We start from the raw sequence: 12800 nt of genomic DNA, 5'->3' as shown, positions 1-12800 counted from the left end.
TCAGTGGACCGTGACCTGACCGAGCGCCGGCTTCTGTTCCTGGGCCTGATGCTGTGGTGCATAGACCTGCGTGAAACGCACCGGCGGCAGATTGAACTGACCCTTTTGCGAGAAGCGCACCAGATGACGCAGGCGCAATTCACCGCTCAAGGCATCCACCGGGATCGCGTAAGCCAGTTGCCCCGGTTCGAAACGGGCCTTCTCCAGCGCAGTCGGCTCGGTGCCGGCCTTGCCCATCAGCTTGATGCCCCACGTGGTGCGCTCGACGTCCGCGCCCGGTGGCAGCGGCACTTCGAGCATGCCGTAGCGCAGCGGTTTCGCGGCCTTGCTGGTGATGATCACTTCGTCCAGATACAGGCTGTCGCTGGACAACGGTTTGCTGCCGACCGCTTCGAGTTTGAATTCGAACGCTTCGTCACCCGGCACCAGACGCGACAGACGACGAGTGATGGTCACGGCCATCGGGTTCACCGGCGGTTGCTTGCTCTGGAAGCTCAACGCGGCACGAAGCGGACGTTCTTGCTCCCCGGTCAGCGACAACACTGCCGGCACGGGCGCAGCACCCTGCCACGTCCAATACATCTCACCGGTAGCACTGTGTTGTTTCTTCCACCCTTCACCCGGTGCCAGCGCGATGGTCGGCGAGGCCTGCTCGATGCTGCGTTGCAGCCAGGTCAGCGCCAAGGCGCGTTCCAGGGTCGATTGCTGTGGCAACAGGCGTTGCAACAACGCTTGAGCGTGAGCCTGATCGAAGGCTTGCAGCGACAGGTTCAGCGCTTCGACAAACGGTTGAGAGCTGGCGGCCACTTGTTGTTGCGCAACTTCCAATTGACCATTGAACGCCGACGGCAGATTGACCTTGGCCTGACGCGCCAAAGACGCGGTCAGCACCCGAGCGCTGGCCAGCCCCAACGCCGAATCCGGATCGCTCATGACCAGGCTCTCTGCGCCATCGTCCATCACGCTCGCCGCATGGCCTTCGCCGGCTTTCACCAAGTCGTCGATCAAACCACTGAGCAGCGTGTTCACCGGCAATTGCATCTGCTTGGCAAACGACAGAATCAACGCCCGCTGCAACAGCGGCGTGTTCTGCGCTTGTTTTGCGTACACCTCCAGCACCCGCTGCCAATGCTCCGGCGGCAGGCTCAGTTCCAGCGCTTTGCTGGCGTGCCAATCGGCGTAATAGGCATACGCGGTCAGGAACGCATCCGGCTCACCGTCGTAGCCCCACCAGGTGAAGCTCGCCGATGGGCCGGCCATTTGCACCAGTCGCAGACGACTGTTCTGCATGATCAAACGCAAGCGATCGCGGATCTGTGGATTCGACGACAGCGTTGGATAGGCGATGCTCAGCGGCAGCAGACGGCTGGCGGTTTGTTCGACGCCGCCGTACGGATAGCTCAGCAGATCATCAAGTGCCGAACGGAACAGCGCTTGCGGGCTGTCATCCAGACGCAGGCGAATATCCGTGGCGTCTGCCGGCAAGGTCAGCGGCGTATCACCGCTGGCCACGTCCAGGCTTTGGCTCTGAGTCACCTGCCAGCCTTCGCCGGTCGCGGTCAGGCGCACGGCCAGGGCGTCAGCAGTTTTACCGTCCTGCACCAGCTCGGCGGTCCACTCGCCATTGGCCACGGTGAACGCCGGCAATGCGAGGTAGTTGATGCCGTTGTTCAACGTGACCGGCACCCGTTGTTCGGCGCCCGCGTAATGAATCACCAGCTCAGCCTTGACCGGTTTCTCGGCCTGACTGAACGCGAACACACCGAGATCCGGTTTGTCGCTGTTGCGGAATTTCGTCGGGCCACTCCACTTCAGGTACAGCGGTTTTTCCGAGCGCACGAATTGCTTCTTCTGCCCGACCTGGCCGTCATCGGCGATGGCGCGGGCGGTGATGCGCCAGCGAGTCAGCGAGTCCGGCATTTTGAAAGTGAAGCGGGTTTTGCCATTCGCATCGGTGATCAATTCAGGCTGCCACGCGGCGGTGTCGACGTCTTCGCGACGTGGCCGCTCCAGCACTTTCACGCCCCGCTCGCTGCGGTTGGCTTTGCCCGGTGCGCCTGGGCTGCCCGGCAGTGCCACGTCGTAGCTGATAAACGACAAACTGGCGCTGGTGCGCACGTTGTTGCGGCGTGGGTGATAGAAGAACTGGTCGATGGTAGGCGCGACTTCCGGTTGCAGCGCGTAGACCATTTCATCAACCACGCTGACCGTCAGGTGCGCGGGAATCGGCTTGCCGGCGAACTGCGTCGTGAGGTCCACGGACACCGTATCGCCCGGCTGATACGCCTCTTTATCGGTGCTGATCGCCACATCGATCTGGGGTGCGACAACTTTGATCCCGGCGTTCTGGAAGCTGTATTGGCCGCCCTTGGTGTAGAGCACGGAGAAGGTCAGGTTCGGCGCGAAGTTGTCCTTCACTAGGATGCGTGCGCGGTATTGGGTGTCGCTGAGTTTTTCCATCTTCAGCCAGTCGCTGCCCTTGGACAGCAGCGCCGTGGCCTCGACCTTGTCGCGTTCCAGCGACAACAGCGCATCGATGATCGGCTCGGGGAAAGTGATCAACGCGAGGGCTTCGTCGCCGGCCTTGTACTCGGGTTTATCGAGGACAATTTCCACAGTGCCGGGCACGGCTTTGACGCCATCGCCGGTGACCGAATGACCGGTCGCGCCAAGTACGCGGCCGTGATCATCCTTCAGCGTCAGGTTGTAAGTGCCCGGACGGTCGAAGGCCAGGGTGAAGCCTTTATCTTTGGCGGCGAGTTTACCTTCGCCAGTGGTTTGATCTTCGAGTCGCACCCAACTGTAGCTGCTCGGGTTGACCGCTTTGCTCTGCTCGCTGCCACCTTCGTTGGCATAGCTGAATGCAACCTTGCCGCCCACCGCGCTGAACCGCTGCGGCGCGCTCAAGCGGAAACTGGCGGCGCCACGGTCGATGAGGATTTCCTTGGTGGTCTTGACCCGATACGCCGCGCCATCGCTGGCGAACACGGTGAGCATGTAGCGGCTCGGTTTCTCGGCGGCGGGCAGATCGAGGCTCGCGTTGCCCTTGGCGTCGGTGGTCAGTTCGGCGCTGGTCAGTTCCACCGGGAATTGCCCGAGGTATTGCAGCTCGTTATCGACCATCGACAATTGTTGGGCGCGCAGGCTCAGGCTCAACTTGGCGTTGGCCACCGGTTTGCCATCCGGGTACAGCAACACCAGACTGCCCTTCACCGCTTCGCCGGTGCGGTAATCCTGCTTGGCCAGGTTCAGGGAAATCTCGAAGTGCGGCTTGATGTATTCAGCGACACGAAAAGCACTGCTGTAGGCCTGATCCTTGTAGCTGAAACGCAATTCATAACCGCCCGCCACCGCGTTGTCCGGCAACTGGAAACGGCCTTGGGTGCCGGCCTTGGAATCGAGTTTCAGTGCCAACGATTGCAGCGCCGTGCCCGTGGCATCGAGCACGGTCACATTGACGTCGGCAGCGGTCGGTGCCACGGAATCCCGTGCATTCTTGAACTCGCGGCCGACGATTTTCAGCGACACCCAATCCCCCGGCCGATACAGCGGCCGGTCGGTGAACGCATAGAGTTTGGTGTCGTAGATTTCGCTGTCGTAATAGAAGTTCTCGGAGACGAACACCCCGCCCTCTTCGTCCTCGCCAATCACGAACGAACGCTCCGGGCTGACGTGTTTCAGACGCAGCAAACCATCGGCGTCAGTAGCGCCACTGCTCATCACACCCAGGCCGTCGGTCCACAGCACATTGACCTTGGGCACCGAACTGCCTTCGTGTTTGCGCGCGGCCCACACCAGCAATTCATCGCCGGCAATCTTGCTCACGGCCACGGTGTTGGAGACGAAAACCATGGTGGTCGCGCGGTACTTGCCGATCAGCGCTTCCACCAGATACAGGCCCGGCTTCAGGTTGCCCAACGGGATGTACACGTTGCCCGGCGAAACACTGACGAACTCGCTGGAAGAACCGGCCAGGTTCACGCCCACAGGCGGCTGGATCGGTTTGGCTTGCCACAGCGGATAACGGAATTGACTGACCACCGGCAAGCCCGGAATCAACGCGAATTGCGGCTGAGCGTCGTAGGGCGTTGGCGCGGAGATGGCGGTGCCCATTTTCAGTTCCGGAACTTCCTCGGTGACTTGTTTGCGCGACTCGTAGGAAAACGCCCGCTGCATCACCCGACGGGATTTGCGGTACCAGTTGTCCCACAGGTACGCGAGGGTGTTCGACAGGCCTTCGCCCTTGAACTGGCCGTCGCTGACCACGCGGTGCAGGTTCTTCTGGCGCTTGAGGAAATCCAGCGGCTTGTCGATTCGATACACCCGAATGTCGGCGCCGCCATAAGGCTCCATGCGGAACCGGCGGTAATCGCGGCCCGGCGCTTCGAGACGAACCATCGCCTGTTCGTCGCTGGCGAAACTGCTGTCGGCCAGCAGGAAAAAACTCTCACCGGCCACCGGCGTGTAGCCGCTCGGCTCGACGGTGTCTTCGGCATTCACCGCCGACAAGGGCAGCACCAACGCCAACAACAATGGAATTCGAGAGCAAATGCGCAGCATGCGGGCACCGATCATTGGGAGAGGAAGTTCAGTCGATAGACGCCGATGAAGTTGGGGTTGGCTGCGTCGGGTATCCATCGGGTGTCCTTCCATGTCATGAGTTGTTGCAGGCTTGCGGAGCGCATGCCGTTGTCAGTGGGGGTGGTGGTGCCGGTGTGATAGGCGATGAAGCGGCCCATCCAGATCATCAGGTGCTGGTCGTCGCCCTGATCGAAAAACATCAGGTCGCCGGGCCGGGCCTGGGCCAGATCGCGGCCGATCAGATGACTGTTGAACTGAATCAATTTGATCGCGTTGACGTAAGGCCCGACTTTGCCGCCGCCCTGCTGCCATTGCTGGGCAAGGCCGCGTTGGGCGTCGCTCAGTTGCAGTTCCGGCGGCAGGTAGCGATTGGACAGGCCATTGCTGCGCAGCCATTTGTCGTCATGGACTTTCAGCGCTTCGTTGGCGGCAAACCGCACCAGCCCGGCGCAGTCCTGCTGATACCAGCGCGGGCTCGGGCCTTGGGTCAGTTGTTCCTGGGCGATGCGCACGAACCAGGCGCGGAATACCTGGGATTGCTGCAGGTCGAGCGCCGGGGCTTCGCTGGCAAAGGTGCGAGTCCCCAGCAGCAACGCCAGCAGGCCGAGGCCTCGGATGAGTGCGGTCACAGGGCTTTCCACTCCAGCGGCAGCCACTGCCAGTGGCCGTCGGGCTCGCTGCCTTTGGGCAACGTCAGGGCGTATTTGCCGTAGCCGCCGAGGGTGCGCAGTTTTGGGATCAGGTAGGTTTGTGCGGCGTTGTAGAACACCGGCTCCATGTCCTGCGGCAGGCTGTCGAGGGTTTCCTGCTGCATCAGTTGCGCCATGGAATCGGGGCCGAAATAGATCGGCATCAGCAGGTCTTTGGGCAGCACGTCAGCCAGCGGCGGGAAACGTTTGTCGAGGGTGCCGAGAGCTTTGTCGACCAATTTGTCGTCGAGGGAGAACAGCAGCGTCGAACCGTGGCGAGCCAGGCTCACGCGCATAAAGGCTTTGCCGGTGATCGCGTCCGGTTGCTCGGCATCCTTGGCCTTATAGGGACCGAAGTTGGAGCTGACCTGGCGCTGCCACTGATGGGTATTACCTTCCTGCTTCTCGACCACCGGGAACGCATGCTCAGCGACCTTGCCTTCGTAGGCGCCGACCATCGAGCCGAACAGGTTGCCCAGGTCGCCGTCGAGTTTGGCGCTGTCATCGTCATTCAGGCTGGCCACCAGCAGCGGCGTGTACAGCCGCGAATCGGCGTACCAGCACAAGCCGGCGGCACCGGCCATGTGTTCGGTCAGGGCTTGGGCCACGGCGTCGTCGGCGCCGAGTTTCACCAGCAGCGGTTTCTGTTGTTCGGCGGCCAATGGCAAGGCCACGCAGGCGCTGGCGCCCATCGGCATGGCTTGCCAGATCGGTTTGAAGTCGAAGTCCGGCTGGTTTTCCAGTTCATCCATGGCGAGGAAGCTGTGCCAGCCCTTGTCGTCCATGTCGAATCGCAGGCCGGCGAAATTCGGGATGAAGCGCTGATAACCCATGGCCAAAACGCTGGAATTGACCGAGAGGCGTTGTTTTACCTCGGGCGTACGCGGTGGCAGGCCGAAGGCTTCGGGGAACAGTTTGTCGCCGTTGAGCAAGGCGGCGATGGCCTTGGTCGAAACGCTGCCGGTGTCCTCTGATGCGCCGTTTTCCGGATCGTAGAGCTTGGCCGGATTGGACAGCACCACCAGTTTGTCGCCATGGGAAGCGAACACCAATGACTTGCTGGCGTTGTAGTTGAGCTGATAAAGCGTGACGGCGTCGGCGCCGACTTTCACCTCGCTGAGTTTGCTCAGCTGCGTATCACCCAGCGCCACTTTAGCCAGTGGCTCCAGCACCTTGGCCAGCCCGCCGCGATCCATCACCAACAGGAAATCCTTGAGTCGCCCATCCGCCCCGCGCCACAGCGCCACATCCGCCGGTTGATCGAACATCTGCTCGATCAGGCTGTCCTGCAACTTCAAGTCATGCTCGTAAATAATCCGCCGCAGACTGCCGATCAGGCCGAGACGGTCGGCGTGGGCTTCGTAATAGAAGACGAAATCTTCGGTCAGGGTTTCCTTGAGAAACGGCACGGCCAGCAAATCCTTGGGCAACTGGCTCAGGGAATGGGTTTCGAGCAACCCGTCTGGCCGGCTCATGCCCAGTTTGTCACTGGCCAGTTCCGCAGGCGGAGCCTTGGGTTTGTTCAGAAACCAACCCAACCCGCCTGCCACGCCGGCTACCAGGCACAGCCCGATTACCAGCGCCGGCCAGCGACGGGAAGTGTTGGCGGCCGGGGAAACAGTGTTATCACTCATGTTCAAACCCAATTCATCCGTGGTGCGGGATGTTTAATAGTTGAAAGTCTTGACCAGCAGCAGGTCGCCGATCGCCCGCAAAGGCACGATGAAGGTCTCGCGTTTTTCGTCGACGGTGTTTTCGTTGAGCACCAGATTGATTTGCGAGGTGATCACCTCGTTCTGGTTGCTGGTCTCATCGAAGTTATAGCCGCCGCTGCCGAAGTTGCCCCAATAGTTCACGTAAACCAGATAAGTGCCATGCATCGGCGCGGTCATGGTGAACATTTCCGGACCGGGGCCATCGACCCCGTCCGGGTCCAGGCCACCGCCGTTGCTCATCGCCGGGCGAGCCCAGAACGCATGCTGGCCGTCGGGGGTAATGATGTGCAGATCGAGTTCGGCCTTGGGGTCGTCCCAACCCAGCACCACGCGAATGCGTGCCGGCGTGCGCAGGTTGTTGGCTTCATAGAATTGAACGCGCTTGAGCGACTTGCCCTCGGAACTGCGCACTTCGACGCTATTGGACCCGGCGCCGAACGCATACGGCCGGGCAAAACGCCCTTGGTCGTCGGTGTACAGATTCAGGGGATTGCCGTTGACCGCCAGGCTGTGCGGCGGTCGGAGGGTGCCGAGGGCTTTGAGCTGGCCTTCGATCATTGTGCGATTGCGCTGCACGCCGCGGTCGATGGGCGGCGTGGGATAGGCGACTCGAGGGTTTTCACTGCGGTCCAGCAGCCCGTGATAGCGCCAGCCGCCCACCGGTTCCGACAACTCGGCCGTGGGCTCGGCCCATGCCACCTGGGCGCAGATCAGCGTGATCAGCAGTGAAAGAACACAACGCATGTAACGCCTCCTGCCATGCATAACGAAACCTGGCGCCCGATCCTCGGCGCGTTATTTGATCTGACTGGCATTACGCCACAGGCCGGCAATATAACATTGCCAGCGGAGTAATTTTCCGATCTTTTTCTGCTTATAGAGGCATTTATTCGATAACCCGATGGGCACCGACTTACACCCGCTGATCGCACCATTTATCGGACAACCCGAACAAGTTCTCGCCCCCGCAGCCATTGAGCTCATTCCGGGTCTTTAATGGTTCCAGGATTAAAAGCCCCAGGCAGACACACCGCAATCTCTGCGCGCGCATCGGGAGACTCGTCATGAAAATCGTCGTCATTGGCGGCACCGGGCTGATCGGCAGGCACCTCTGCAAAAACCTGCAAGACCTGGGGCATGAAACCCTGCCCGCATCACCGAGCACCGGCGTCAACGCCCTCACCGGCGAAGGCTTGCAAACCGCTTTGCAAGGCGCCGACGTGGTGGTCGACGTGGCCAACTCACCCTCCTTCGAAGACGCTGCCGTGCTCAAGTTCTTCGAGACCAGCGGGCGTAACCTGCTCGCTGCCGAGAAAACCGCCGGCATCAAACACCATGTCGCCCTGTCGGTGGTGGGCACCGAGCGCATGCTCGACAGCGGTTACTTCCGGGCGAAAATGGCGCAGGAAAAACTCATCAAAGACTCGGGCATCCCCTACACCATCTTGCGGGCCACGCAGTTCTTCGAATTCATCGGGGCCATTTCGCACTCCGGCGTGCAGGAAGGCGACACCGTGCGTTTGACCTCCGCCGAGCTGCAACCGATTGCTGCAGTCGATGTCGCGATGGCATTGACGAAGGTCGCCGTGCGAGCACCGAGCAATCAGACCCTGGAAGTGGCCGGCCCTGAACGCTGGCCGCTGGTGGAATTCGTGCGCCTGTTTTTGCAACACACCAACGACCCGCGCCAGGCCCAAGCCGACGACACGGTCCCCTACTTCGGTGCGCCAATCAATGACCATTCGCTCACGCCGGGAGAGCACCCCATCGTCGGGCCGACGCGCTTCGAGAGCTGGCTCAAGAGCTGCGTTTGATACTCAAACGGAGGTTTACACCATGAGTACTCTGGCACGCACTCTTGGCGCTGGTTGCGCTCAACGGTTTGTTCCTTGCAGTGAATGGCCTCTTCATGTTGATCGACCCAGAAGGGCGACAATCCAACGCGCCCTCTCCTAAAACTTGTCCAGGTCAAATATCAAAAATCGGGATCTGACCGTCCGCATAGCCCTCTATTTTGTTCCCCGAGTAAACCACATGAGAGGTGGTGCAGAGCGCCGTCGGCCGGCCGTTTTTGTTGGGCATAAGCAGAACAGTCCCCTTGGCGGCATACACCGCCCTGGCGGCTGAAGACGTTCTGAGTTCAATCGCCAACCGGGAGCCTGCGGCGTTCTTGACGAAATCGCACGAATAAATACCGATAGCCAAGCTTGGGCCAAATAGACTCTGCAGCTTGGCACCGAACGACTGGGCGCTGGTATAGAGCTTTCCGGATTCGGCTTCAGCAATAAAGTTTGCATCCTTAGGATCGTCAGGGTTGCCGATGTACAGACGTCCTGGGCCACCATGGGTGACGATCAGAATGGTATCGATAACGGCGCCCTTTTTATCCTCGGCGGCGAGTTTTTCCAGCGAGGCAATCACTGCGGCAAGGGTGGTATCGGCTTTTATGAGAAAGCACGGCCGAAACAATTTGTCCTTGCACCAAGCACTGACTGACCCGGCGAAGAGCTCACCGGAATCGCCACTGCTGCGGTCACCGATAAAGTCGTGATAAATAACCACCACGCCGCCTCTGGGGACTGTGGTAGTCGTTTCATCCGAGGTCAACTCGACGGCATAACGGAAGTTCATGGAAACCACTTCGTCCGCACGCGTAGGAAAGTGGTCTACCAATGTTGTCAGAAACACTTCGGTTCCGACTTCAACGAGTTTTTGTTCGTCCGCATTGGCCCACGGCGCGCTATCACTGGCGTTAACCAATGCGTCATCGTCGAAGTCTATCTCAAGGAGTGCGTTGATGCTGAAGCTGACCAGTTGCTCCTGTTTACTATGCAGATCTTTGACAACGGCCGCCTTGCGTCCCTTAGTCAGTTTGGTGACCACCCCGTGCCATAAATGCATCGCGCCACTCCCTGGACTGTAATCTGCTGCCATTCGCAGCAAGACACGTAAACTAACGGGCCTGTGTGCGCACAACAGATTATGGTCGACTTTCGCGGATTTGAAAGGCAGCGTTGACTATGTCATCGAGGCCAAGCCCTCCTTACACCAACCGCTCAATCTTCTGATGCTGCCAGACCATTTTGTAATACAGCGTCTGCAGGATCAGCATGCCCAAATATGCCACCGGAAACGCCATCCAGACACCTTGCAGCCCAAAGCGCGCATCCAGCAAATACGCCACCGGCAACTGCACCCCGACCACACAAACGATCGAAACCGCCACCGGCACCAACACCGTGCCGCTGGCGCGCATGATGCCGCCGACAATCGCCTGGAAGCCAAACACCAACAGGCTCCAGAGCATGATGTGCAACAGGTGTTCGGCCATCGCCCGGGTGGAATCATCCGTGAGGAACAACCCCAGCAACCAGTGCGACAACAGGTAGCCCAACACCACCAGGCCACCGGTCAGGCACACGTTGATCAACAGCCCCGTGCGCAAAATCGGCCCCATGCGCTCGATGCGTCCGGCCCCGATAGCCTGCGCGCCAAGGATCGACGCCGTGATCGCAATCGACAGCGCCGGGAACTGCACGTAATTGACGATCTGCGTCACCGCCCCATACGCCGCCGTCGCCTGGGAACCATGCTGGTTCACCAGCGCCAGAATCACCAGCTCCGATAACGACAGCACCACCATCTGCAACCCGGTCGGCAGCCCGATGCGCAACACCTTGCCGAGGATCTCCATATCCAGGCGCATTGCCGCAAACATCTCCCGATCCGGCGCCAACGGATGTCCCTTGCTAATTAATCGCCACGCCAACCACCCCATCGCCGACAAATTACCCGCCAACCCCGCCCACGCCGCACTCTGAATCCCCATCGGCGGCAACCCCAACCACCCGAGAATCAACGCCGGCGTCAGCGCCAGCCCGACACACGTCGACACCACCAGCGCCAACAACGGCGACACCGTATCGCTCACCCCGCGCAGCAACTGCGTGAACAACACAAACACCAACAGCGACGGCAAAATCCACATCATCACATGCGCATACGCCACCGCATCGTCCAGCACATCCGCCGGCGTGCCCAAACCCTGCAACGCCGGCCGGGCGAACACACTCCCCAACACCGCCGCCACCAACCCGATCATCGCCCCCAACAGCAACGTCGAACCAGCAATCGCCTTCACCAAATGCAACTCGCGAGCGCCCCAGGCTTGACCGATCAACACCCCGGCACCCGCGCCGAGGCCAATGACCAGGGCGATGAAGAAGAACACCACGGGGAACATGCCCGATACCGCCGCGAGAGCCTGGGTGCCGAGCATTTGGCCGATGTAGATGCTGTTGATGGTGCCCGACATGGATTGGAGGAAATTGGAGAGGACCATGGGAGCGAGGAATAGGAGGTAGGTTTGCCAGAGGGGGTGTTGGGTGGTGGGGGTTTGCATTGAGGTTCCGTCTCGGGTGGGGGCTGGCGTTTGGGAAATTCTACGCTACGGAGCCGGGAATAACGCGCTCCTGTTTTGCGGATTTGGGGGAGCAGAATTAATGTCTGCTTTCGGGCCCAAAAGCAGACGTTCAGCCTTCTCACTAAAGGCCGCGAACAGAGTTAACGATGAAAATTATGCGCGGCGATTCGAATGTGGGCTTTAATGTTCGTGCTTATATATGCAGCCACATTAGCTTCGACTCCGTACGAAGATGGATGCGCCTAACGGCGGGTTCAGGTTGCTATGCACTTGTCTAATCAAGGAAGAAACGACATTGAAAATAGCTTTCGGCGCCCTGCTGTTGACCTGGCTGACTACTATCGCACTCGCTGACGAGAACCCTGTCGGCTTCCAATCTTCCACACTGTCGGACCCGCACAATGACCGCTCACTGGAGATGGTCGTCTGGTACCCCAGTGCAACTACCGCCGCGACGGAATTGATCGGCGATAATGCGGTGTTTGTCGGTGCTTCTGCCGTTCGTGACGCGCCGCCAGCTGCTGGCAAGCATCCATTGCTGGTGCTCTCCCACGGATACAGGGGGAACTGGAGCAACCAGATCTGGCTCGCCAGTGCTCTGGCTCAAAGGGGTTACATCGTCGCCGCAATCAATCACCCTGGCACCACCACTCATGACCGTAGCCCTCAAGCAGCGGCGCAGTTATGGCAGCGGCCCGTTGATTTGCGCCGAGCCATTGATAGGGTCACGACTCAACCTGAAAAATTCGGCTTGGTCGCCAATGACCGAATTGCAGTGGTGGGCCATTCACTCGGCGGATGGACCGCCCTGGAGATCGCCGGTGCGCGTTTCGATCCAGACCGCTTCGCCCATGACTGCAAAGCCCACCCGCAGTTAGCAAGTTGCACCGTCTATGGAAAGATAAACCCCGCAAGCACCTCAGAATCAAAGGCCGCGTTGGCCGCCGATTTGCGCGATAAACGCGTCACTGCTGTGGTTACATTGGACTTGGGCCTTTCACGGGGCCTGACCGATGCAAGCCTGGCGGCGCTGCCGGTACCCGCACTGGTGATCGCTGCCGGCGTTCCCTCGCGCGAGCTTCCCGCTGAGTTGGAGTCTGCCAACCTGGCCAAACGCCTGCCTGCAGCGTCAAGCCGTTACGTCGAAATCAGCGACGCAAGCCATTTCAGCTTCATGTCGGTGTGCAAACCTGGTGCGCAAGTAATGCTCGAAGAAGAAGTACCCGGCGATGGCATCATTTGCCGGGATGGCGACAGCGCTCGCTCGCGTGGGGTGATTCAACAGCAGATTACATCGCTGATAGCAGAGTTTCTTCAGTCATCTATCAACAAAGAAGACAGTTTGTAAACTCGTGGTACGAGAACTGCCGCAGCTCAACTAAAAAACGCTGG

At 60.0% G+C, this 12800-nt stretch carries 8 protein-coding genes; 2 read left to right on the top strand and 6 right to left on the bottom strand.

What is annotated here, in order from left to right; all coding sequences use genetic code 11:
• Genes PSH65_RS11980 through PSH65_RS11965 form a run of 4 tightly spaced genes read right to left on the bottom strand, consistent with a single transcriptional unit; the run spans nucleotide 1 to nucleotide 7729 of the window.
• Nucleotides 1–4575 carry an alpha-2-macroglobulin gene (locus PSH65_RS11980; RefSeq protein ID WP_305426977.1) on the bottom strand — a complete coding sequence of 1525 codons (4575 nt, stop codon included), beginning with the start codon at nucleotides 4573–4575 and terminating at the stop codon, nucleotides 1–3.
• Complete coding sequence (locus PSH65_RS11975) at nucleotides 4572–5210, bottom strand: DUF1175 domain-containing protein (protein WP_370694684.1); 639 nt, start codon at nucleotides 5208–5210, stop codon at nucleotides 4572–4574. Before PSH65_RS11975 ends, PSH65_RS11980 begins: the two co-directional genes overlap by 4 nt.
• A complete protein-coding gene (locus tag PSH65_RS11970; RefSeq protein WP_305426376.1) occupies nucleotides 5207–6904 on the bottom strand; it encodes a DUF2138 domain-containing protein in 1698 nt (565 codons plus the stop codon). Before PSH65_RS11970 ends, PSH65_RS11975 begins: the two co-directional genes overlap by 4 nt.
• A gap of 33 nt (nucleotides 6905–6937) precedes the next feature.
• Nucleotides 6938–7729 (bottom strand): YfaP family protein, encoded by a 792-nt coding sequence (locus PSH65_RS11965; protein ID WP_305426375.1) that lies wholly within the window; start codon nucleotides 7727–7729, stop codon nucleotides 6938–6940.
• A gap of 320 nt (nucleotides 7730–8049) precedes the next feature.
• On the opposite strand from PSH65_RS11965, the gene PSH65_RS11960 reads away from it, so the two are divergent.
• Complete coding sequence (locus tag PSH65_RS11960) at nucleotides 8050–8799, top strand: SDR family oxidoreductase (RefSeq protein ID WP_305426374.1); 750 nt, start codon at nucleotides 8050–8052, stop codon at nucleotides 8797–8799.
• Nucleotides 8800–8953: 154 nt separating this feature from the next.
• Here PSH65_RS11960 and PSH65_RS11955 read toward each other — a convergent pair whose 3' ends face one another.
• Together PSH65_RS11955 and PSH65_RS11950 are read right to left on the bottom strand one after the other, a co-directional pair.
• The gene (locus PSH65_RS11955; RefSeq protein WP_305426373.1) at nucleotides 8954–9886 is read right to left on the bottom strand and encodes a hypothetical protein; all 933 of its coding nucleotides are present in this window, start codon (nucleotides 9884–9886) and stop codon (nucleotides 8954–8956) included.
• Between the two features lie 142 nt (nucleotides 9887–10028).
• Nucleotides 10029–11387 (bottom strand): MATE family efflux transporter, encoded by a 1359-nt coding sequence (locus PSH65_RS11950; RefSeq protein ID WP_305426372.1) that lies wholly within the window; start codon nucleotides 11385–11387, stop codon nucleotides 10029–10031.
• 316 nt (nucleotides 11388–11703) lie between these two features.
• On the opposite strand from PSH65_RS11950, the gene PSH65_RS11945 reads away from it, so the two are divergent.
• Complete coding sequence (locus PSH65_RS11945; protein WP_305426975.1) at nucleotides 11704–12756, top strand: alpha/beta fold hydrolase; 1053 nt, start codon at nucleotides 11704–11706, stop codon at nucleotides 12754–12756.
• The last annotated feature ends 44 nt before the right edge of the window (nucleotides 12757–12800 follow it).

This window comes from Pseudomonas sp. FP603 (assembly GCF_030687415.1).
Classification (GTDB): Bacteria; Pseudomonadota; Gammaproteobacteria; order Pseudomonadales; family Pseudomonadaceae; genus Aquipseudomonas; species Aquipseudomonas wuhanensis.
The sequence above is the reverse complement of the archived record's forward strand: the minus strand, read 5'-3'. Positions and strand labels throughout refer to the sequence as shown.

What these genes read in the sequence shown, in the direction of transcription:
- PSH65_RS11965 (WP_305426375.1), bottom strand. Translation starts at nt 7,729, where the DNA reads ATGCGTTGTGTTCTTTCACTGCTGATCACGCTGATCTGCGCCCAGGTG.
- PSH65_RS11980 (WP_305426977.1), bottom strand. Translation starts at nt 4,575, where the DNA reads ATGATCGGTGCCCGCATGCTGCGCATTTGCTCTCGAATTCCATTGTTG.
- PSH65_RS11950 (WP_305426372.1), bottom strand. Translation starts at nt 11,387, where the DNA reads ATGCAAACCCCCACCACCCAACACCCCCTCTGGCAAACCTACCTCCTA.
- PSH65_RS11970 (WP_305426376.1), bottom strand. Translation starts at nt 6,904, where the DNA reads ATGAGTGATAACACTGTTTCCCCGGCCGCCAACACTTCCCGTCGCTGG.
- PSH65_RS11960 (WP_305426374.1), top strand. Translation starts at nt 8,050, where the DNA reads ATGAAAATCGTCGTCATTGGCGGCACCGGGCTGATCGGCAGGCACCTC.
- PSH65_RS11955 (WP_305426373.1), bottom strand. Translation starts at nt 9,886, where the DNA reads ATGCATTTATGGCACGGGGTGGTCACCAAACTGACTAAGGGACGCAAG.